Source organism: Steroidobacter sp. (assembly GCF_036406195.1).
In the GTDB taxonomy this organism is placed as follows: domain Bacteria; phylum Pseudomonadota; class Gammaproteobacteria; order Steroidobacterales; family Steroidobacteraceae; genus Steroidobacter.
In genome coordinates, this window is record NZ_DASWVW010000016.1 from 16806 (window position 1) to 38956 (window position 22151).

Below are 22151 nucleotides of genomic sequence, written 5' to 3' on the forward strand. Positions count from 1 at the left end.
CGGGAGCATTGGGCTTCGCGAACAAACCACGATGCGGTGCGATGCACGTGTCATAGCCACATACAGGTTGCGAGCGTCCATCTCTTCAGGGTGGAGAATTGGACTGCTGCCGGTTCCGTGGACGCCATCCTAAGCTAACTGCATCTGTTGCTCGAACTGCACGGGGCTGAGGTAGCCCAGCGTCGAGTGCCGGCGTCGGGCGTTGTAGAAGCGCTCGATGTAATCGAACACGTCGGCCTTGGCCTCGGCACGGCTGCGGTAGACCTTCCGGTCGATGCGCTCGGTCTTGAGCGACTTGAAGAAGCTCTCCATCGCCGAGTTGTCCCAGCAGTTGCCCGATCGGCTCATGCTGCAGGTGATGCCCAGTTCGCCCAGCAAGCGCTGGAACCGATCACTGGTGTACTGGCTGCCCCGGTCGGAATGGTGCAACAGGGCGTCCGGTTGGCCACGACGCCAGATCGCCATCATCAAGGCATCGGTGACCAACTGGGTCGTCATCTGCGATTGCATCGACCATCCCACGGCACGCCGCGAATACAGGTCCAGCACCACGGCTACGTAGAGCCAGCCTTCGGCCGTCCACAGGTAAGTGAAGTCGGCCGCCCACTTCTGATTTGGCGCCGCCGCCTGAAACTGGCGATCGAGCAGGTTGGGCGCAACGGCGGCGCTGGAACGCTCGCCTCGGTCGACCGGCAAGCCGCGCCGCCGCGGCCGCGCCCGCAAGGCCTGAGTGCGCATCAGGCGCTCGATGCGGTGCAAGCCACACGGGTGGCCCGCTTCCAGCACGTCGCGCCAGATGCGGCGAGCGCCATAGGTACGATCACTGTCGAGGAAGCTCTGGCGAACCTGCTGGCCGATCGCCTCATCGCTCAAGCTGTGCCAGCTCCGCGGACGCACCAGCCATGCGTAGAACCCACTGCGGGAGACACCGAGCGCTCCGCACATCATCCCTACCGGCCAGGCCCCTCGGTGCTTCGCCACGAAGCCGAACTTCACGTCGACTCCTTGGCGAAATAGGCCGCGGCTTTTTTCAGGATGTCACGCTCCATCCTGAGCTTGGCCACTTCCTTCTTCAGGCGGGCAATCTCCGCCTGCTCGGGCTTCATCTGCCCTTGCCCCGGGAACGCGTGCTCCGGGTCACCCGACAGCTCACGCACCCATTTGCGCAGCACGTTCTCGTGCAGATCCAGATCGCGCGCTGCCTGTGCCACCGATACGCCGCGCTCCTTGATCAGCCGCACGGCCTCGCGCTTGAACTCACTGCTAAACGTCCGTCTCGTCGCCATGAACCACCTCCGGCTTCATCATCACACCTAAACTCGGTGTCCGTGAAACCGGCAGCAGTCCACTCGGTAACGGGCGCCCACCAAGTGGGTTCTACTTGGGTGTAGCTGTTCCCGGTGAACCAACTCGATAGCTGCACCTCCAATGAGAACAGGGCTTCATTGTCGGAGTGGACTGGATCCAACAGATCTGCCTGGTTCCGCGCCCAGGCAAGCCACTTGACTGTGCCAGCGCCTAATTCTTCGCAAGCATTGGTCTTGGTGATTTCCAGCCGATCACATAGTGAGCGGATTTGCTCCGCTCGCGATGCTCGTGTGATGAGGGTTTGAAGCCTTAGGCGCTGTTTGCGCTCAATTTCGACACGGCGCGCACTCTCCAAACGCAGACGTTCCGCTTCCTCTCGTTCCAGCCGCCAACGTTCTCGCTCGGCCTCCAGGAGCTTGACGCCATCGGCGACCGTGGGTAGCCCTTGGACGATGTCGGCAATTCGGCACTCAAGCTTGCTGTTGCGTGTGTCCGCCCAGCGTCGCTGGGGAGATCCATTTGCCGCAGTCGTAACTTCAAAAGTCAGCTCGTTCGTGCTGACCCATTCAAAGGAGGGAAACGACGGCGAGTAGTTGGGTTCCCAGCGAGACCGTTTACCACGCCTCTCGGGGAGTGACTCCAGCTTTACTTCCTGTTTGGTGAGGCGTTCGCGCAGGATGACGTTGAGCTCGACGCCAGCGGCCTGAATGAATGTGCCTTTGTCCGTGATGGACCACGGCATTCCCTGGGCGCGGCAGGTTTTGATCAGCGTATCGAGCAGGAGCAACGCTCGATCGAGGACGTTGGGCGAAATATGCACGGCCAGGGCGCCGGCGGTTTTTCGGATCCGTCCGTCGTCAACTTTCGCTGCGCGCAATGCTTTCAGTGAGATCCGAACCAATCGGTCCGGATCTTCCAATGTGGCGGGCACCAAGACAGCATCTGGACGAGCTGTCTTCTTGGGGCGGGGTAGAAGATTTTCGGGCTCCGCCAAAACCTGGAAGGAAATGGTCGCATGTGTCTTTGCCGTGGCTTTCGGAAGCTTCGGCGGAACAGAGCGGCGCTCACTGGATTTCGCCCAGTAGCCGCGTCCCGGAAGGGGAATGTCGGCGCGCCGGCAGGCCTTGGCCAAGCCGACATCGGAAACGCCGATGTCAGCGGCCAGTTTCAACACAGGTTCGGCCCACACCCGCTGGAACAGTTCCTCACGGGTGAACGTGACGGTGCGATAGTGCATGGACGGGTTCATGGTCTCCCCTGAAAGTCATCGTTACTGGTGCGCATCCAGAGCCTGCGTGTTTCTGTGGGCGCGCCGCAAGAACACGGCAAAAATCACTACCCACACGCTTTGGGTTCCCGGTGTGGTGGTGTTCACACCATAGGCAACTACACCGCTTTCAAATGGCGACCTGGTTTCTCGGCTTTCACCGCGTAGAGCGCGTTGAGCTCGCCCGGGTAGACATGAAGCATTTTGGCCAAGTCCGAAACGCTGTAGTCCAGATCACGGAGATGGAGGCCAACGATCTCCGAAAGAACACGTGCGGGCTCACGCGCCACAGCAATGTTTTCAGGCTCGGCACGACGCAGTCCCATAGCACTCATCTGCCGCCACAGATATTGAGCTTGAACATCCGTGACCGCGCCCATGGATTGGCAGCACATCAGCAGCGACGCCATAGAGACACGCCAGATGGGTTTAAGCGACGCCAATTTCTGGATGGTGATCTTGCCCAGAAGGTACGGACGAATATCCCGCCGCGGCATCAGCAGCGCGCTCGCAAAGAGATTGGCTTCGTCCTCCATAGTTGAGGATGGCACGCTGTGCATCACCAGATGCCCTAGTTCATGGGCCAGCGTGAAGCGCTGTCGATCGCCGGGTGCCGTTTGATCGATGAAGATACAGGGAGGGGCACCAAGGCTACGAATCGTCAGGCCATCTACACCGATGGTCGATAGATCGCACTCGACTACGATGATGCCGGCTCGCTCAATATACGAAGTGAGATCGTGGAGCGGTCCATTGGGGATGAACCAGGTCCGGCGGACCATTTCTGCGATCAGCTCAACATTGCCATCGTATTCGTCAACGTCGAGCGCGGGCAACGGAAGCTGCGCTTCCAGATCCGCAGCGGCCAGCAGCCGACGAATGTGCATGAGGCGGATGTTGAGATCCGCTTCCAACTTCTCCAGCGCACGATTGCCCGTGCTCGCCTTGCGGCGATACATGGCATTTCCGTGCAGGCTGATAGGCAGACCGAAAGAACGATCGGGTTCAAAAAAAATGCTGCGCGGAAAACCGACGGCTGCTGCCAGCTTGTCGACGACATCCTCGGCCGGTTCGCTGATCAGGCCGGCCTCAATTTTCGAGATGGCCCCCTGCGAGACACCCGCTTCCTGAGCAAGTTGTGATTGGCTCTTACCCCGGGCCTGCCGGACCGTACGAAGGATATCTTTGTTGAACGAGGACATTACTGCTCACCGGTATCACCGGCCTTATCTGAAGTGTTCTTTTTGCCTTTCGGGCGTACCAACCCCGTCGGGGTAGAGTGGTCGCTGATTGGCGGCGGAGTGTTCTTCGACCTGACCGGCAGGGAGGCTACAGAATCGGAGTCCAGTAGGGAATAAGTCCAGGCGATGAGTTCTCCCGCTCGGGCAACCACCGCGATGTCGTAAATGTCTGTTGCCGTCTTGTTCAACGTATAAGTAACTTCCACCCGATGTTCGGCCGGAATGCCGGTCAGCGGAAGCTGAGGGTCATGGAACGCCAAGGCTTCTTGAGTAGGGTAGTTCTGGGTGAACCCAGAACTGTCGGCCTTCTTTAGTCGGAAGGAAATCGTGTCGTTGACGAGGAAGTGATACGACTCGTTCTTCAGGATGACCGTTACGCCTGGAAGTTGCTCAACATCGATCGCCGTGTAGTGGGCGGCCTGCTCCCAAATGAAGTTGGCTCGACCGCGTGGGCGCCAATGCGTGAACCCTGCTGCCTGCCAATCTTGCCAGGCGCGCCGAAATGCGCGAGTTACGACCGGCCCAATCGGCATGAGGGCAGACTGCACAGTTTCGAGATCGGGCGTGGCCATGGGTGCGGACATCCTAAAGAAGACGGGCGATGGCTGAAGTGTAGCAACTACAAAAGTGCATGTAAAATATAACCAAAATTATAACTGACGTTGGGAAGATGGCTTTGTACCGCGATTCGGGAGGGTGTCTAACCACACCGGACCGCATCGAATCGGGGCGCCTGACCAGGTGGGAAAGTCGTTTCGCGGGGCATACTGACGACATCGCCGTCCGTCGTTACTCCCAATCACCGCCCAATGGCACCGGGGCCCTGCATGGCCGATCTTCTCTTTCTCGACACCGAGTGGAACAACGATGCCGTGCGCGAGCTGGTCAGCTTGGCCTTGGTCAACGTGGATGCCACCCAATGCTTCTACGCCGAGCGGTCTCCACGACCCGGAGCGCCGTCATCCTTCGTCAGCAAGGTGGTCTATCCGCTCCTGGATGGCGGTGATGCAGCGCTCTCGGATGAGAGTTTCGGTGAACAACTACGGGTGTTCGTGGCGTCCTTCGATCACCCCCGCATCCACTTCGACGGGGCGATCGACAAGAGACAGTTGGCGAGGGCGCTGACGGGGTTTGGAACGTGGAGCGGTGAGGTGCCGGCGTGGGAGCCGGTGCTCGTCACACGCCAAGACGTCCTGGGTGAACTGGAGATCTATTTCGGCTGCAGGCCTGAGAGGGCGGCGCGCCGACATCACGCCGCAGTGGACGCCGAGGCATTGCGCGCTGCTTACATCACGATATTGGGTTTGTGAGGTCTTCCTCACACGACCAGCGTGAAACCCGGGCCTGGACGACGCCCGGGTCCTGATTAGCCCGAACTTGGCCCAGCGATCCACCGGCCGGTCAACCTTTTCTGGTCAATTCGTGCCGCACCACGGGCCTTGTTCCCGGTGTGGTGGTGCGCCATCAGCGCTCCAGCTGTTCTGGATTGCTTACCCGTCTCTGGTGCAGGCGAGCACGTCGCCCCTTAACGCATCCGCGGGCCACTTCACTCCATTTTCGTCGCGGCCAGCACTGGTCGTCATCACGGTCCGCTTGTCCTGGACCTTTTGGCTGGGTAATTCCAAGCACCCCAGGCTCGCTTGAGGAGTCGGCCAAGTGGTGGGCGCTATCCACGCGTTGAGAAGGTCCTGTCGCCGGACTGTGGGTGCATTCGTGGCGGGCGTTTGGACGTCCAAACGGGGTCGAGCTTTGGGCGGCGTCCAACCCCTTTTTGGGGGTTGTACCCGGGTCAAAACCCCGGTTTTTGACGTCCAAGTTCCGTCCAAGTGGGCTATCCGATGGGTCGGTGTGCCCCGGAACCCGCGCCCCGCTTGGGGTTGTTCAGCATACGGATATTCTGGCGCATGAACGGGGTGTGCTTGGTGAGATCGTCTTGGCTCATGCAATGCAAGTCTTGGCGTGGTCGCGCGGAACGGGTAGAACGGTGCCTCTGCGCGTGGCGCACAGTTTCGTCCAAGTCCGGGAGTCTCGCATGGAGTCGTCGTCTGTTCCTACCGATGCCGAGTTGCTGGCACTGGCCGGCGAGGTGGCCAGCGAGGTGCAACGTTGTCGGCTGATGCTGGTGACGGCCGAATCCTGCAGCGGCGGCTGGATTGCCAAGACGCTGACCGACCTGCCGGGCAGCTCGGCCTGGTTCGACGCCGGCGTGGTGACCTACAGCTACGAGGCAAAGGAGGCGCTGCTCGGGGTCAACCCGCGTACGCTGGAGCACACCGGCGCGGTCAGCGAGGAAACCGTGCTGGAGATGGTATCCGGCGCGCTGGCGCGCTTCGGCGCCGGCGTGGCGGTGGCGGTCACCGGCATCGCCGGGCCATCGGGCGGTACCCCGGACAAGCCAGTCGGCACGGTGTGGATCGGCTGGAAACGCCGCGGCGGCTACGGCCACGCACAACTGTTCCACTTTCCCGGCGACCGCGAGGCGGTGCGGCGGCAGACCGTGGCGGCGGCGCTCATCGGCTTGCGCAAAACGCTGACGGAGTGACGCGCAATCGGCTGCCAGACCGGCTTGACCGATGTGGGATACTGGCCCGGCCGCCGGCGATCCGACCTGATCGCAGCCCGTGAGATCCGATCCGGGCATCATGCATCCCAACCACAGCCCAACCGGAACACAAGACGATGGATGACAACAAGCGCAAGGCGCTCACTTCCGCCCTCGGCCAGATCGAAAAGCAGTTCGGCAAGGGTGCCGTCATGCGCATGGGCGACCGCGTCAACGAGGCGATCGAGACGATCTCCACCGGCTCGCTGGGGCTGGACATCGCGCTCGGCGTCGGCGGCCTGCCGCGCGGCCGCGTGGTCGAGATCTACGGCCCGGAATCGTCCGGCAAGACCACCATGACGCTGCAGGCGATCGCCAGCTGCCAGCGCGCCGGCGGCACCGCCGCATTCATCGACGCCGAGCATGCGCTCGATCCCACTTACGCCGAAAAGCTCGGCGTCAAGGTCGACGACCTGCTGGTATCGCAGCCGGATACCGGCGAGCAGGCGCTGGAAATCGCCGACATGCTGGTGCGCTCGGGCGCGGTGGACATGGTGGTGGTCGACTCGGTGGCCGCGCTGACTCCGAAGGCCGAGATCGAGGGCGAGATGGGCGACTCCCACGTCGGCCTGCACGCCCGCCTGATGAGCCAGGCGCTGCGCAAGCTCACCGCCAACATCAAGAAATCCGGCTGCCTGGTGATCTTCATCAACCAGATCCGCATGAAGATCGGCGTGATGTTCGGCAATCCCGAGACCACCACCGGCGGCAACGCGCTCAAGTTCTATTCCTCGGTGCGCCTGGACATCCGCCGCATCGGCGCCATCAAGAGTGGCGAGGAAGTGGTCGGCAACCAGACGCGCGTCAAAGTGGTGAAGAACAAGGTGGCGCCGCCGTTCCGCGAAGCCGAGTTCGAGATCATGTACGGCCAGGGCATCTCGCGTAACGGCGAGATCATCGATATCGGCGTGGCGCAGGGCCTGGTGGAGAAATCCGGCTCCTGGTACAGCTACAACGGCGAGCGCATCGGCCAGGGCAAGGAGAATGCCCGCAGCTTCCTGGCGCAGAACCCGGAGATCGCCCGCGAGATCGAGACCAAGATCCGCGAGAAGCTGCTGCCGGCGACCAAGCAGGGCGAGGCGGAGAAGGGTGAGACGGCCTAAAGCCAGCCGCACGCGCGAATTGTTCGAGGCCTCCAGCCCGGCCATCGATCCGGCGGAGGCGGACGAAGCGCTCACTCCGGAGGAGCGGGCGCTTCGTACCAAACAGCGGGACCAGGTAGTCGAGGTTGCCGCGGTGCGCCTGCTGTCCCGGCGTGAGCATTCCACCGAGGAGCTGAGGCGCAAGCTGGCGGCAAAGGGTCATCCGGAGTCGAGCATCGCGGTGGTGCTCGACAAGCTCGGCAAGAAAAAGCTGCTCTCGGACGAGCGCTTCGCTGCCAATTATGTCCATCACCATGCCCGTCGCGGCCAGGGACCGGTGCGAATCCGCGCGGAACTGCGGCAGCAGGGCATCGCCGATCCCCAGATCCAACAAGAAGTTGGCTCCGCCGAGTGCGACTGGAATGCGCTCGCCGCCGAGGTCCGCCGGCGCAAGTTCGGGGCGGAGCTGCCGCAAACCGCGAGCGAACGTGCAAAGCAGGCGCGATTCCTTCAATATCGCGGTTTTAACAGCGATCAGATCCGCGCCGCCCTGAAGTTCGATCCTCATACGGACGACTAGCCGGAAAAAGGACAGCGATCCGGGCGGAGGATTCGATCCCGGATCATTCCTGACGGTTTCTCATGACTGCCAAGCGCTTGTCGAGCGCCGACCTTCGCGCGCTGTTCCTCGACTTTTTCCATGAGCGGGGCCACCAGATCGTACCCTCCAGCTCATTGGTGCCGGGCAATGACCCGACGCTGCTGTTCACCAATGCCGGCATGGTGCAGTTCAAGGACGTGTTCCTTGGCAAGGAGAAGCGCAGTTACAGCCGCGCGGCCACGTCGCAGCGCTGTGTGCGCGCCGGCGGCAAGCACAACGATCTCGAGAACGTCGGCTATACGGCGCGGCATCACACGTTCTTCGAGATGCTGGGCAACTTCAGCTTCGGCGATTACTTCAAGCGCGAGGCGATCCGCTATGCCTGGGACTTCGTGACCGGCAAGCAGTATCTCGGCATCGATCCGCAGCGCCTGATGGTTACCGTCTATCACACCGACGACGAGGCTTATGACATCTGGCACAAGGATGTCGGCGTGCCTGCGGATCGCATCGTGCGCATCGGCGACAAGCCGGGCGGCGGCTCGGACAACTTCTGGCAGATGGGTGAAACGGGACCGTGCGGACCGTGCTCGGAGATCTTCTACGATCACGGTGCGGACATTCCCGGCGGCCCGCCGGGCTCGCCGGATGCGGACGGCGATCGCTGGATCGAGATCTGGAACCTGGTGTTCATGCAGTTCGAGCGCTCGGCGGAAGGCACGCTCACGCCGTTGCCCAAGCCCTCGGTCGATACCGGCATGGGTCTCGAGCGAACCGCCGCCGTCATGCAGGGCGTGCACTCGAACTATGAGATCGACCTGTTCGTGAACCTGATCCGCGCCGCTGCGAGCGCGACCAATACCAAAGATCTCACTTCCAGCTCACTGCGTGTCATCGCCGACCATATCCGCGCATGTTCGTTCCTCGTGGCCGATGGCGTGTTTCCATCGAACGAGGGGCGCGGTTATGTGCTCCGTCGCATCATCCGGCGCGCGATTCGTCACGGCTACAAGCTCGGCCAGACGCAGCCGTTCTTTTATACGCTGGTCGGCGCGCTCGAACAGGAGATGGGCGCGGCTTATCCGGAATTGCGCACGCAGCGAGCGCAGATCGAGCGCGTCCTGAAGCAGGAAGAAGAGCGCTTCGCGGAAACGCTCTCGCAGGGCATGGCCTTGCTGGATCAGGCAATCGGCTCGCTCCAGGGAACCAAGCAGATCCCCGGCGAGACCGTGTTCCGCCTCTACGACACGTTCGGTTTCCCTGTCGATCTCACCGCGGATATCGCGCGTGAGCGGGGGCTCACTATCGACGAAGCCGGCTTCGAAGCGGCGATGGAAGCGCAACGCGAGCGCGGCCGTGCTGCCAGCAAGTTCGGTGTCGATCTGCGCGCGGGCGTTTCGCTCGACGACAAGACCCTCTTCAGCGGCTACGACAGCTTGAGTGGTAGCGGCACCATCGTCGCCTTACTCCGAGGCAAGGAGCGCGTCGATGCGCTTCGGGCCGGCGAGGAAGGGCAGGTCGTTCTCGACCACACTCCTTTCTATGCGGAGAGTGGCGGACAAGTGGGCGATGCGGGCGAGCTGGTCGGCTCGGGCGTCAGGTTCGAAGTCCTGGACACCCAGAAGATTGGTAGCGCATTCGCTCACATCGGTCGCGTGGCAGAAGGCGAACTGCGCGTAGGCTCTCGCATTGAGGCTCGCGTGGATGGAGAGCGCCGCCGCGCCATCATGGCCAATCACTCGGCCACCCATCTGCTGCACGCGGCTTTGCGCAAAGTGCTCGGCACTCACGTCACGCAGAAGGGCTCGTTGGTTGCGCCCGATCGGCTGCGTTTCGACTTCGCACACTTTTCCCCGGTCACTCCGGCGGAGTTGCGGGAAATCGAGCAGCTGGTGAACGCGGAAATTCGCGCAAACGCCCCTGCGGAAACCAAGCTCATGCCTTACGAAGCGGCTGTCGCTTCGGGGGCCATGGCCTTGTTCGGTGAGAAGTATGACGACGAGGTGCGCGTGCTCCGCTTCGGTGATTTCTCAACGGAGCTGTGCGGCGGCACCCATGTAAGCCGTGCAGGCGACATCGGGCTGTTCAAGATCATCAGCGAGGGCGGCGTGGCCGCGGGCATTCGCCGCATCGAAGCCGTCACCGGGCAGGGCGCCTATGAGTGGGTTTCGCAGACGGAGCGCCTGCTGCGCGATGTCGCGTCGATGGTCAAGGCGGGGCGCGATGACGTGGAGGATAAAGTCCGACAACTGCTCGACCGCAGCCGTAAGCTCGAAAAAGAAGTGGCCACCCTCAAGTCCAAGCTGGCCAGTGGACAAGGCAACGACCTGTCGAGCTCCGCGGTGGATGTGGGTGGGCTGAAAGTCGTCGCCACGCGAGTCGACGGTGCGGACGCGCCCGCATTGCGCGATGCCGTGGACCAGCTGAAAAACAAGCTGCGCTCGGCGGCTATCGTGCTCGCCTCCGTGCAGGAGGCCGACAAAGTCGTGTTGATCGCGGGCGTGACGCCAGATCAGACGGCGCGGGTAAAAGCGGGAGACCTGGTGAACTTCGTTGCCCAGCAAGTCGGGGGGCGAGGCGGCGGGCGGGCGGATCTGGCACAAGCCGGCGGCAACGATCCCGCCAAGCTGGATGCTGCGCTGGCGGGTGTGGCCTCGTGGATTGAGTCCAAAGTCACGGCAAAATCAGCCTGAAACTGGCATCAGTGATTGCGCGAACTGCAGAGCCGCATGGAAGCTGCTCTACTCCCCCGCCAATCTGCCGCATTATGTCGGCCCGATACCCATGAAGTAGATTTTTTCGATACTGGGGAAAATTCGGGTCGCAGTCAGAATTGATTGGTGCGAACATACCCAAAAATATATTGTCTTTCCTGTGAGGGTAATTTTCGATATTCAGGGAAATCCCGATCCCCATTACCCGAGCAGCTGACCTACTCTCGATTTCGAATGACAAAGTGCGTGCGCTGTGGGAGGGCGGTGATTTCCACCGCCGGCAATCGCAACTTGATCATTCGGCTGACAGCAAGGAGCGAACCATGTTGATTCTGACAAGGCGCGTCGGTGAGACCGTGATGATAGGTAACGACATCACAGTGACCGTTCTAGGCGTCAAGGGCAACCAGGTGCGTGTGGGTGTAAACGCGCCGAAAGAGGTTGCAGTACATCGCGAAGAGATCTACGAGCGAATCAAGCGTGAGGAACAAGCGGCGGGTAGCGGCGCGGCAAAGCGTCCGATCACCGGCGCTGGCTCCTGACTTCGAGCGCTCGCCTCACCTGCGCGGGGTGACGTGATCCGCCACTCCCGCGTACCGCTATGAGCGTAGGTGCAATTCCCGCTCCGACCCTTTACCTAACGGGCCCTGGCCAGTATTCTTGCCGGCCTTCACGGCTCCGGGGCAAGTCGTCCCCGCTGTGATTCCTGGGGCACTACGCCCTGGCAGGCGCCGGAGAGTTGGCCGAGTGGTCGAAGGCGCACCCCTGCTAAGGGTGTATGGGTCAAAAGCCCATCGAGGGTTCGAATCCCTCACTCTCCGCCACTCCCCGCCGAAGTCGCCGACCGACTCCAGGAGTCAGCTCGCGCAAAAATTCCTGCAGCGAGATGGGCTTAGGAAGTCGCGATACCTGACAGTCGGAGGGGTTCGACCGAATCTTGTTCCGCCATCCCGTCCACCATCTCTCAAATCCAAGTAAAAAAGCGCAGGGGCTGGTCACCGAGTTTTCAAGCACGAGTCGCGCTTGGGCGTTGCCACGTACGTTTTCGCATTCAGGTGCTACTCAGGCCAGCAACGAGCAACCGTTAGCTGATGCGTTCCGGCACTGGCTTCGTCCGGCCCGTGTTTGAATACCACGGCATAAGGACAAAAAACGCGAAGTAGATGGCCGCAAAGAAGCGTGCCGCCAGGGTGTAGCCCGGGGTCGCCGGCATCAGGCCCAGGTAACCCAGCGCGATGAAGCTGACCGCGAACGCGCCGAGGAAGGCCTTGAACAGCCAGCCACGATAGCGGACCGACTTCACCTTCGAACGGTCCAGCCACGGCAGGAACACGAAGGCGATCACGGCCGCCCCCATCAGAACCACACCGAACAGCTTGTTCGGCACCGCGCGCAGGATTGCGTAGAACGGCGTGAAGTACCACACCGGCGCAATGTGCTCCGGGGTGCGCAGAGGATCGGCCGGGTCGAAGTTGGCGTGCTCGAGGAAGTAGCCGCCCATTTCCGGCGCGAAGAACAGCACCAGCGCGAACACCATCGCGAACACGATGAAGCCCACCAGGTCCTTCACGGTGTAGTACGGATGGAAGGGAATGCCGTCCACCGGATGGCCGTCCGGGCCCTTGAGCTTCTTGATCTCGATGCCGTCGGGATTGTTCGAGCCCACCTCGTGCAGCGCGAAGATGTGCGCGATCACCAGGAACACCAGCGCCAGCGGCAACGCGATGACGTGCAGCGCGAAGAAGCGGTTCAGCGTGATGTCGGAGATGTAGTAGTCGCCGCGGATCCATTCCACCAGCGACTCGCCGATGCCGGGGATCGCGCCGAACAGCGACACGATCACCTGCGCGCCCCAATAGGACATGTTGCCCCAGGGCAGCAGATAGCCGAAGAACGCCTCGGCCATCAGGCACAGATAGATCAGCATGCCGAAGATCCACACCAGCTCGCGCGGATTCTTGTACGAGCCGTACATCAGGCCGCGAAACATGTGCAGATAGACAACGATGAAGAACGCCGACGCGCCGGTGGAATGCATGTAGCGGATCAGCCAGCCCCACTCCACGTCGCGCATGATGTACTCGACCGACGCGAACGCGTGCTCGGCCGAAGGCTTGTAGTTCATCGTCAGGAAGATGCCGGTGACGATCTGCAGCACCAGCACCACCAGCGCCAGCGAGCCGAAGTAGTACCAGAAGTTGAAGTTCTTCGGCGCGTAGTACTCGCTGGCATGCTCCTTCATGAAGCGAGTCATCGGGAAGCGCGCGTCGATCCACTCCGCGATTCGTTCGAGACTCGGCACCAAGTGGCCCGGCGAGCTGTTCTTTCTGAAGCTCAGCATGGCGCTTGTCACATCGCCGCCCGAGCATACTCGGCTGTCTCACCTTCCTCCTCGAGAATCGACTTGCGTACACCGGGATCGGCATACATTCGCTCGAGGAAACGAGTCAGGTGCGCGAATTCTTTCAAATCGATATTGAAGCGGACTGCCCATCGCAACATCACGAACAGGTACGGATCGGCGATCGAACGCTGATCCGCGAGCCATTCTCTTCCATCGAGGCGCTCATTCAGGATTGCAAGATACTTCCGAACTGCAAGACGGGCAGTGTCGGCGATCTCCGGTTCGCGGCTGGCACCCGAAAGGAATCGGCTGGGTGAGAAGATCGGCTTGAACGCCGGATGAAGATCTGAGTTGAGAAGCGACAGCCAACGCATCACTTCAGCTCGTCCCCGCGGCGTTGGTTCGCCGAGCAACTGCGAAGCCGAGTAGCGATCCGCCAGGTACCAGAGGATCGCTGCGTTCTGCGTCAGATGGTAGTCGCCATCTACGAGGAGTGGCACCGCCCCTGTCGGATTGAGTGCCAGATACTCAGGGGAATTGATGCTGTCGCGATCCATCCTGATGATTTCGTACGGCACGCCGATCCATTCGAGAACGACGTGATCTGCGAGCGAACACGCCCCTGGAAAGTAGTAGAGCTGCATGGATTTCTCCGCATGTGGGCTCGGGAAGGACGAGGCGAGGCCAGCACAGGTTTCTCCCCGTGCAACAACGCGGCCTCGCCCTTCATGGACAGTGCAGGTAGGCAGAGCAAACTCGGCGGATGATGCCTAGGCGACCTTCCCACGCGGTTGTGTGGCGCTCGATTCCTGCAGCCACTGTTCGAATCGCTTCGATCCGACGCGAGCGCCGGGGCCTGCTACGAGGCTCTGGTCGTTGAGCTCCGCGCCAAAGTACCGGGTACGGGGATCTGCGATCACTTCGCGCTTGTCGCCGTTGGCCTGCAGGACGCGTCGAACCAACTCATCCATGCGAAAGCGCTCGGGGCCGCCAACCTCGACTGTGCCGTTGAGGGGCTCTCCCAGTGTGACATCGGCGAGTTCGGCGACAACGTCTGCCGAGAGGATGGGCTGGAAGTGGGCGCTCGAAATGCGAACGGACTTACCGTCATCTCCCGACTGTGCAATCCGGCCAATGAACTCGAAGAACTGCGTCGAGCGCAGGATCGAATAAGGGATTCCAGACTTTTTGATCAGGTTCTCCTGAGCTACCTTCGCACGCAGGTAGCCGCTGTCCGGCAGGCGATCAGCCCCGACGATCGACAGCGCGACATGATGCTTGACGCCCGCGCGAGCTTCGGCGGCCAGCAGATTGGTTCCTGAAGTCACGAAGAACTTTAGAACCGCTGCATCCTCAAAGGATGGCGAGTTGGCGACGTCGACGACAACCTGCGCGCCAGAGAGCGCTGCATCCAGACCTTCGCCTGTGATTGTGTTGACTCCCGAATTCGGAGACGCGGCGAGAACTTCATGACCCTTGTCGCGAAGCATGCTCACCAACCTGGATCCGATGAGGCCGCTGCCACCGATTACGACAATCTTCATTTCGTGCTCCTACTCTGTGACGATGGAAACAAAGCGGCATTGCGCGCTTCGTGTGGAAGCTTCCACCGGAACACAGGCGCGGGTCTTGGCATGAGAGGACGCGAATTGGATGCGTGATGCGACCAAGGATGAGCAACGTCTTATTTGAAAGGTGCAAGCCGAGTCAGACCTTTCACGAGGGTCCTGTCGAGAAAACACCAGCTCCAGGTTTCACCAGGTTCCATCGATGTGATGATTGGGTGCGACATCGCGTCGAAGTGCTTTCGAGCGTGCCGATTCTTCGAGTCGTCGCAGCAGCCCACGTGCCCGCAAGTCCGGCATACACGCAGATGAATCCAGGTATTGCCGAGTCGTAGGCACTCCTCGCAAACCCGCGAGGTGGGTGCATTGGTTTGTACGAAGTCAAGGTGCGTGCACAGTGTGCTCATGGGTGCCTCGGCAGTCGAACTGTGAACGTACTTCCCAGATCCGGCCCTGCACTGAAGGCATGTACGGTTCCTCTGTGCATTTCGACGATATGCTTGACGACATTAAGGCCGATGCCTATGCCGCGACTGGATCGCGTTCGTGCCGTGTCGCCCTGTACGAACGGATCGAAGATGCACGGTAATAAGTGGGCAGGAATGCCGATGCCATGATCGACGACTCGCAGGCCAACGATGCTGGGCATGTCCTCGATGGCGACGACGATCATCCCGTAGGGCTCGCTGAACTTCGCGGCATTGTCGAGTAGGTTGATGAGCACCTGAGTGATCCGCAACGGATCGGCTTCGATCATTACGGGCTGTGGGGGCAGCAGTACGGCCATCGCGAAATGCCCTGCCTCCAACTGCGGGCCACAGGTTTCGATTGCAGAGTTGACGAGATCCCTGAGGTCGATAAGTTCCTTTCTTAGTTCAGGTTTGCCGGAAGCCAGGTAGCCTGCATCGAGCAGGTCGTCGGATATTCGGGCGATTCGCAGTACCTGAAGATCAATCGATGCGCGCGCTTCTTTTCTTCGTGCAGACGCAGGCTCATGGCTGTCGATTATCCGAACGGCTGCTTGGATCGCCGCCAGCGGGTTGCGCAACTCGTGGGCGACAGTGGCCAGAAGCTCGAGGCGTGTTGGCTCGTGAGAAATCGTTTCCATGGGCTATGGGTCTCGCTGAGGAATGCTGTTGTGAACGTCTCGTGTGCAGGATTGCCCGCCCTGCGCATCGTCGTGTGACCGTCCGGCTCAGGAGGCAATGAGGCCTCATCGACCCCGCGCATGAACGGGCGGAAAATGCGCGCTTCCGGATCAGCCCCTCGACGAACTGAAATCCCGTCTTCTTCGTTGCGAGGGCGGGCAGTGATCATCTGTTCAAGGAAAGAATATTCCGGGTGCCGGGTGCACGCTGGGCTCGTGTACGAAAATTCGGCCCGCGCGCGTCACCCTCAAGAAGCGAGGACGTTGGACTGAGGCCCTCAGCACGCAGTCTCGATGCATGCTGCTTGAGCCATTCGTCGAAGCGCGTCACGCCGATGATCGCGCCCTCATCTGGCGTCAATGAGTCATTACTCAGTTCTGCGCCAAAGTAACGTGCACGCGAGTCCGCGATGACGGCGCGCTGGTCTCCCGCGGCTGTCATGACCTGCCGCACGATTTGGTCCAGGTGGAAGATCTCCGGTCCAGCGTGCTCGATCATGCCATTGCGAGGCCCAGCCTGCGCGAGATCGGCAATGGCCGCAGCCACTTCATCCGCAGCGACGGGCTGGACGAATGCAGGCGAGACGCGCACAACCGTTCCATCCAGATGCGGCTCCGGGATGCGTGGCAGGAAATCGAAGAACTGCGTCGATCGCAGAATGGTGTGGGGGATGGGGGAGCGCCGCACCAGATCCTCCTGCAGCATCTTCGCTCTGAAATAAGCACTATTGAGTAAGCGATCGGTTCCCACGATAGACAGCACGATGTGGTGCTTGACGCGTTCGGCTTGCTCGGTTGCCAGAAGGTTGCGGCTCGACGTTCCAAAGAAGTCCATCACCGATCTACCATCCAGCGTCGGCGAGTTCGTGACGTCGATGACGACCCGCGAGCCCGCAATCGCCTGGCTCAAGCCTTCGCCCGTCAGTGTGTTGACGCCACGCTGGCGCGATGCCACTACGACCTCGTGACCACGATGTCGCAGGGTGGTCACCAGTTTTGCACCAACGAGTCCAGTACCGCCAATCACTGCAATTCTCATCGTTTCCGATCTCCGTCACTGCGAGCGAGCAAGTTACGACCTCGGGCAGGGACCTCAGAAGCCGTCGTGACGCATGTTCAGCCCAGACATCTCTCACCTGATTGAGCGAGCTGTTGGCTGTTTGGACGCGAGTGGCATCGCAGTGGAGTGCACAAGGCCGGGGCGCATTCGCCATGAGTTCGGATTGCGGCGGCGCCTTCAAGTCACCTCAGATGCATGCAAGAAGATGTGAGCCACAGGCTGCAGAGTTGGGCCGACAAGTCCCCACGTGCGCAATTCCCCCCTAAACCCCAGGTGCAGCACGTGATTTCAGCCGGCGGCAGAGAGCCGCCGGCTGCTTCTTCTACAGTGGGAGTGAGAAGCACATGCCTGCGGCAGTCGACTCAGTTTCGAATCCGGCCACATCTGATCGAGCATCGTCACCACCGTTCGGCGCGATCGCGGTCAGTACGTTCGGGGCAGTGGTGGCGGCCACCATGCCGCTTGCCGTCATCCTGTCCATGCCGGATATCGCTGGCGGGCTTTCCGTGAGTGCCGATGAGGCGAGCTGGGTCACCACGCTCTACAACGTCGGTACGCTGGCCGGTATCCCGGCGGCCGTCGGTGTTGCGGGCGTCACTGGACGCGGCCGTACGATGTGGATCTTCGGGCTTGGGTTCGCGCTATCGAGCCTGGTGGTCGCAGTGGGCCACAGCTTGTCCTGGGTCTTCATTGCGAGATTCCTGGAAGGATTTTTTGGCGGCGCGCTGCCCCTGCTCATGATGCTCATCGTGCTGACGAGTCTGCCGCCAGGTAGAGGGCAACTCGAAGGCCTCACGTTGTTCGCCATTGCGACCTCACTAGGTGGAGGTGTCGCGGCGTGGGCCGCGGATGCATTGATCGCTCTCGGCGGCTGGCGTGCGCTGTTCACATCTCAGGCCGTTGCGGGTGGGCTCTATGCGCTGCTTGCGCTCTTCGTACTTCGTGCCGACCGCGGCAATCGCGCTCTGCTGAAAGCCTTCGACTGGCCGAGCTTCTTGTTGCTGTCAATGGGCCTAGGGCTCGTTCTTGTGTTCCTGGCCGAAGGAGAACGGCGCTTCTGGTTCGAAAAATGGTGGATCGCGGCGAGCCTGGTGTGCGGGCTGCTGTGCATCGCATTCGCAATCCAGAGCATGCGCCACGCGAAGCGGCCGCTGCTTATCCTCTCGATCTTCCGCCGCCCGACGCTTTCCTGGAGTCTGATTCTGCAGGTAGCTTTCCGATTCGGCACGCTGCTTGCGGTGTTCATTGCACCTCAGTATCTCGCACGTATTCAGGGGTTCCGCACCGAGCAGATCGGGGGTGTCATGCTGGTTATGTCTGCGGCGACACTCCTTACCACGCCTGTGGCGTACTGGCTGGCGGCGAAATCGGACCCGCGGATCGCACTGTCGGTCGGGTTGGCTGCGATGGCGCTTGCGGCCGCAATGTGTGTGCAGATCACTTCCGAGTGGGCGAGCCAAGAGTTCATCGTGCCGCTGCTCCTCGCTGGAATGGGTCAGGCGCTGTTCGCGGTCGCCACGATGCGCTATGCAGTCTTCGGCGCGAATTTTCATGATGGTCCATCACACGGTATCGCCTTCAATATCGCGCGAACGTTCGGACTCGTCGGTGGCCTCGCACTAGTCGCTCACACAGTGGTTGAACGCGAGAAGTTTCATTCCGCGATGCTGGCGGAATCGATCACGAACCTCCAGCCCGCAACCGGCGAAGGGATCGCAGCGATGATGCGCGCTCTGATCTCATGGTTGCCTGACGCCGCGGGAGTGCAGCGAGGCGCATTCTCCCGGCTGTCCCATGAAACGGCCAGACAGGCGTTCTCCCTTGCATATCAGGATGCATTCTTCATCACGGCCGTCGTGCTCACGGTCGCGGCCGTTCTAGTTTGGGCGCTGCCGGCGCTGCCGCGCCCGAGCACTCTGCGGCTGTTGCCTTCACAGGGTCCCAATCGATGAACGCAGAAGCCCGAGATACCGCGCTGCCCGCGGCGACCGCCGCTCAACGCGCGGCCGACTCATCGGCGCCACTGCCGACGACCAAGCGGTTGATCACGGCGGGTGTCGTGGTGACAGGCGCTGGATGGCTGATTTATGGCGGTTACGCTCTTTGGCATGGCATGACACCGTTCGAGAAGACCGACAACGCCTATATCAAGGGCGACCTCACGTTCGTGTCGACGAAAGTGCCCGGGTTCATCAGCGAGGTACTGACGGAGAATCATCAGCGCGTTGCGCCGGGGCAGGTGATCGTGCGCATCGATCCGCAGGACTTCGAGGCTGCCGAGCGCGACGCGCGGGCCAGCGTAGCCCGCGAGCGCGCAGCACTGATGCAGATCGATGCGCAGGAACGGCTGCAGCAGTCGCAGATCCGAGTCGCCGATGCAGCAGTCAAGAATGCAACGGCACAGCTGGAACGTGCGGATGCGGAGTTGAAACGGGCGACCGCTCTGGTAAAGGAGCGCGCAGTCAGCCGGTCTGCCTACGAGACCAGCATAGCCGAAGGCGTTGGCGCACGCGCTGGCGTCGAACAGGCGACCGCGCAGGCGCAGTTCGCGCGCAGGCAGCTCGACGTGCTCGCCGCACAAAAGCAGTCCGTGTCGGCCGCGCTCCTCGGGGCCGAAGCCAAACTGCTGCGGGCCCAGAACGATCTCGAAGCGACCACCATACGCGCGCCACGCGAAGGGCTGATCGCAGGCCGCAACGTTCGTGTTGGTGAATACGTCACGGCCAGTACGCGGCTGATGGCGGTGGCGCCGACCCAGGATCTATGGGTGGAGGCGAATCTTCGTGAGACGCAGCTTTCGCGCATACGTCCCGGCGATCGTGTGCGCGTTGACGTCGATGCTGTTCGCGAGCACACCTATTGCGGTTCGGTGGAGAGTGTCTCGGGTGCAAGCGGATCCGAGTTCGCGCTACTGCCACCTGACAATGCCACCGGCAATTTCACCAAGATCGTCCGGCGCTTCACAGTTCGGATACTGCTCGATCCGGCACAGCCAGGGCTCGAACGGCTCGCAGGAGGGATGTCCGTGCAGCCCATGATTGCGATAGGTTCGCACGAGGACCGACGCGCTCATCGCGGTGCATTGGGATGGCTGTCCGGGCCGTTCGGGTGCGACCAGTAGACGACTGCGCAACGACGATGCACACATGGGTCAAAATGCGGTCGAAAACGCAAATGATTGCGCTAAGTTGGTTGGTGAGTGCAGTCGGGCGCGCGGGAACGCTCACGCCGCCCAGATGGGTAGGATCGAATCGCCAGCATTCGTAGAGGGATGCTAAACGCGCCCACCCGCGAGATCGAGGACGGCATCTGCGAATGCCTGCGGTGCTTCCTGTGGGAGGTTATGACCGATGCCGCCCTTGATCGGCCGGTGCTCATACTCGCCGGTGAATTTCCGTGCGTAAGAGGTGCGTTCGGGATGTGGTGCGCGGTTTGCGTCGCCTTCGAGGGTAATGGTTGGAACAGAGATGGAAGGACTCGTCGCGAGCTGCGCTTCAAGGGCGTCGTACCGCGTTTCGCCGGGCGCCGCCCTGATTCTCCATCGATAGTTATGGATGACGACGTCGACGTGATCTGGATTGTCCAGCGCGGAGGCGGAGAGATCGAACGTGGGCTCGTCGAAGTCCCATTCTGGCGATGCTAGTTCCCAGATCAGCTTCGCGAACTCGCGTCTATTGGCTGCGTAGCCCGCACGGCCACGCTCGGTGGCGAAGTAGAACTGGTACCACCAGGTGAGCTCTGCTTTCGGTAGCAGTGGTTTCGCTCCGGCTTCGCGGTTGCCAATCAGGTAACCGCTCACGGAGACCATCGCGCTGCAGCGCTCAGGCCATAGCGCCGCGACGCAGTTGGCGGCGCGGGCACCCCAGTCGAATCCACCGAGTACAGCTTGCTTAAGACCCAATGCATCCATCAGTGCAATGACGTCGACCGCGAGTGCAGCCTGCTGGCCGTTGCGCAAAGCGCGGCTGGATCGAAAGCATGTCGTGCCGAAGCCGCGCAGATAAGGAACGATGACCCGGCACCCTTTCGCGGCGAGCAGCGGCGCCACGTCGGCATAGCTGTGGATGTCGTACGGCCAGCCATGCAAAAGGATCACTGGCTGTCCATCACGCGGCCCGACATCAACGTAGCCGATGTTGAGATCGCCTGCGTCGATCTGGCGGCGAGGGCCGAAAGCGGCGGGTGAACCGCGTGAAGTCGCGGCACGGATCGTCATCGCAGTCATCGGGATCATTGCAAGGGCTGTGGATGCGACATGCAGTAGGCGACGTCGGATGGGGTCGACTGCCTTGCCTGAAGCGCGTGTGAGCATAGTGAATGAAGTCAGATTTCAGTGAGGAAACGTACATCAGCGCGATCACCCCTCTGCCTCCCCGCGTTGGCGACGTTGCCGGAGGGGAGGAGTTTGGAAAGCGAGAACTAGCGGCCGTCGGCTGCGCGTTCAATCAACTTCGCTACCGCTTCGGGATGGGAAACCATCACGACATGCGAAGCGCCATTCACCACTACAGTCTTCCTGGACTTGGCGCGCTCGGCCATGAACGCAATGGCCTTGGGCGGGATGTTCTTGTCCTCATTGCCGTAGACGAACCACGACGGAACGGACTTCCAGGTCGGTTCGCTCGCGGCCTCATTGAGTGCTGCTTCGGTGATGGGTCGCTGGCCGACTGCCATGGTTGCTGCTACGGATGCAGGAACGTCCGCCGCGAATTGGTCGTGGAACCGAGCCTGCTGAATGTACAGGTCGTTTCCTCCGCCAGATAAGACAACAGGTGTGGCGAGGGCGGGCCCCAAGGTGCTGCCAGGAAACTTCCCTGAAAGTCCAGCGGCCGTTTCGCCAGCATCAGGTGCGAAGGCAGCGACATACACCAGTGCAGTCACGTTGTTCGCCGCGAGCTCCACAGAGCTGATGACAGAGCCTCCATACGAGTGACCGACAAGCACGACCGGCGTGTTCAGTCCTTTGACGATATCCGCGACATATCGTGCATCGCTGGCGACACCGCGCAAGGGATTCGCGACCGCGACGACTGGAAAGCCATCCTTCTCCAGGATCTCGATTACGCCATTCCAACTCGACGAATCGGCGAAGGCGCCGTGGACCAGGACGATGGTCGGCTTCGCCGGTTCTGCTGTAGCGCCTGTTGCTGCGAGTAACCCGAGCAAGGTGGCGGCAAATGAACTCTTCATGCGATGTCTCCTCGTGATCGGACTGTCTGC

Annotated in this window: 20 protein-coding genes and 1 tRNA gene; 9 read left to right on the forward strand and 12 right to left on the reverse strand. The window is 61.4% G+C overall.

Translation table 11 applies throughout. From position 1 onward, the window contains the following. Positions 1–129: 129 nt before the first annotated feature. From VGE08_RS05475 to VGE08_RS05490, 4 genes are all read right to left on the reverse strand, one after another. Positions 130–1286 (reverse strand): IS3 family transposase gene (locus tag VGE08_RS05475; RefSeq protein WP_331066842.1). Its coding sequence is split into 2 segments (ribosomal slippage): positions 130–1025 and positions 1025–1286, totalling 1158 coding nucleotides; the frame shifts between segments, so codons are not numbered across the junction. Continuing rightward, on the reverse strand, positions 1232–2557 hold the full coding sequence (locus tag VGE08_RS05480) for a hypothetical protein (RefSeq protein ID WP_331066843.1): 1326 nt from the start codon (positions 2555–2557) through the stop codon (positions 1232–1234). The genes VGE08_RS05475 and VGE08_RS05480 overlap by 55 nt, the downstream gene beginning before the upstream one ends. Before the next feature lie 137 nt (positions 2558–2694). Further along, positions 2695–3777: a helix-turn-helix domain-containing protein gene (locus VGE08_RS05485; RefSeq protein ID WP_331066844.1), complete on the reverse strand. Its 1083-nt coding sequence runs from the start codon at positions 3775–3777 to the stop codon at positions 2695–2697. Then, positions 3777–4388, reverse strand: coding sequence for a hypothetical protein (locus VGE08_RS05490; RefSeq protein WP_331066845.1), 612 nt, complete (start codon positions 4386–4388; stop codon positions 3777–3779). The genes VGE08_RS05485 and VGE08_RS05490 overlap by 1 nt, the downstream gene beginning before the upstream one ends. A 255-nt stretch (positions 4389–4643) precedes the next feature. Between VGE08_RS05490 and VGE08_RS05495 the strand changes: the two genes are divergently transcribed. The 7 genes from VGE08_RS05495 (at position 4644) to VGE08_RS05525 (ending at position 11639) form a co-directional block, all read left to right on the forward strand. After that, the gene (locus tag VGE08_RS05495) at positions 4644–5126 is read left to right on the forward strand and encodes a hypothetical protein (protein ID WP_331066846.1); all 483 of its coding nucleotides are present in this window, start codon (positions 4644–4646) and stop codon (positions 5124–5126) included. A 722-nt stretch (positions 5127–5848) separates the two neighbouring features. After that, on the forward strand, positions 5849–6358 hold the full coding sequence (locus VGE08_RS05500; protein ID WP_015448235.1) for a CinA family protein: 510 nt from the start codon (positions 5849–5851) through the stop codon (positions 6356–6358). Between the two features lie 137 nt (positions 6359–6495). After that, positions 6496–7521: a recombinase RecA gene (gene recA / locus VGE08_RS05505; protein ID WP_331066847.1), complete on the forward strand. Its 1026-nt coding sequence runs from the start codon at positions 6496–6498 to the stop codon at positions 7519–7521. After that, complete coding sequence (locus tag VGE08_RS05510; protein ID WP_331066848.1) at positions 7508–8080, forward strand: regulatory protein RecX; 573 nt, start codon at positions 7508–7510, stop codon at positions 8078–8080. The genes recA and VGE08_RS05510 overlap by 14 nt, the downstream gene beginning before the upstream one ends. 62 nt (positions 8081–8142) lie before the next feature. After that, a complete protein-coding gene (gene alaS, locus VGE08_RS05515) occupies positions 8143–10794 on the forward strand; it encodes an alanine--tRNA ligase (RefSeq protein ID WP_331066849.1) in 2652 nt (883 codons plus the stop codon). A 344-nt stretch (positions 10795–11138) separates the two neighbouring features. Beyond that, positions 11139–11357 (forward strand): carbon storage regulator CsrA, encoded by a 219-nt coding sequence (gene csrA / locus VGE08_RS05520; protein ID WP_331066850.1) that lies wholly within the window; start codon positions 11139–11141, stop codon positions 11355–11357. A gap of 191 nt (positions 11358–11548) precedes the next feature. Continuing rightward, positions 11549–11639: transfer RNA gene (locus tag VGE08_RS05525), tRNA-Ser, on the forward strand. Between the two features lie 260 nt (positions 11640–11899). Here the strand turns inward: VGE08_RS05525 and VGE08_RS05530 are convergent. The 6 genes from VGE08_RS05530 to VGE08_RS05550 all read right to left on the reverse strand — a co-directional run bounded on the left by VGE08_RS05530 (position 11900) and on the right by VGE08_RS05550 (position 16910). After that, positions 11900–13156 carry a cytochrome b gene (locus VGE08_RS05530; protein ID WP_414717457.1) on the reverse strand — a complete coding sequence of 419 codons (1257 nt, stop codon included), beginning with the start codon at positions 13154–13156 and terminating at the stop codon, positions 11900–11902. An 8-nt stretch (positions 13157–13164) separates the two neighbouring features. After that, positions 13165–13803 carry a glutathione S-transferase family protein gene (locus VGE08_RS05535; protein WP_331066851.1) on the reverse strand — a complete coding sequence of 213 codons (639 nt, stop codon included), beginning with the start codon at positions 13801–13803 and terminating at the stop codon, positions 13165–13167. A gap of 126 nt (positions 13804–13929) precedes the next feature. Then, positions 13930–14703: an SDR family oxidoreductase gene (locus VGE08_RS05540; RefSeq protein WP_331066852.1), complete on the reverse strand. Its 774-nt coding sequence runs from the start codon at positions 14701–14703 to the stop codon at positions 13930–13932. 140 nt (positions 14704–14843) lie between these two features. Further along, positions 14844–15131 carry a UBP-type zinc finger domain-containing protein gene (locus tag VGE08_RS26295; RefSeq protein WP_349258635.1) on the reverse strand — a complete coding sequence of 96 codons (288 nt, stop codon included), beginning with the start codon at positions 15129–15131 and terminating at the stop codon, positions 14844–14846. After that, positions 15128–15832, reverse strand: coding sequence for a HAMP domain-containing sensor histidine kinase (locus VGE08_RS05545; RefSeq protein WP_331066853.1), 705 nt, complete (start codon positions 15830–15832; stop codon positions 15128–15130). The genes VGE08_RS26295 and VGE08_RS05545 overlap by 4 nt, the downstream gene beginning before the upstream one ends. A gap of 205 nt (positions 15833–16037) precedes the next feature. Then, the gene (locus tag VGE08_RS05550; protein WP_331066854.1) at positions 16038–16910 is read right to left on the reverse strand and encodes an SDR family oxidoreductase; all 873 of its coding nucleotides are present in this window, start codon (positions 16908–16910) and stop codon (positions 16038–16040) included. 365 nt (positions 16911–17275) lie between these two features. Between VGE08_RS05550 and VGE08_RS05555 the strand changes: the two genes are divergently transcribed. Both VGE08_RS05555 and VGE08_RS05560 read left to right on the forward strand, forming a co-directional pair. Beyond that, positions 17276–18883 (forward strand): MFS transporter, encoded by a 1608-nt coding sequence (locus tag VGE08_RS05555; RefSeq protein ID WP_331066855.1) that lies wholly within the window; start codon positions 17276–17278, stop codon positions 18881–18883. Then, entirely contained in the window at positions 18880–20052 is a 1173-nt protein-coding gene (locus VGE08_RS05560; protein ID WP_331066856.1) for an HlyD family secretion protein, read from the forward strand. The genes VGE08_RS05555 and VGE08_RS05560 overlap by 4 nt, the downstream gene beginning before the upstream one ends. Positions 20053–20205: 153 nt before the next feature. Here the strand turns inward: VGE08_RS05560 and VGE08_RS05565 are convergent, their stop codons facing one another. Together VGE08_RS05565 and VGE08_RS05570 are read right to left on the reverse strand one after the other, a co-directional pair. Next, positions 20206–21165 carry an alpha/beta hydrolase gene (locus tag VGE08_RS05565; protein WP_331066857.1) on the reverse strand — a complete coding sequence of 320 codons (960 nt, stop codon included), beginning with the start codon at positions 21163–21165 and terminating at the stop codon, positions 20206–20208. Positions 21166–21350: 185 nt separating this feature from the next. Continuing rightward, positions 21351–22121 carry an alpha/beta hydrolase gene (locus VGE08_RS05570; protein WP_331066858.1) on the reverse strand — a complete coding sequence of 257 codons (771 nt, stop codon included), beginning with the start codon at positions 22119–22121 and terminating at the stop codon, positions 21351–21353. Positions 22122–22151 lie beyond the last annotated feature (30 nt).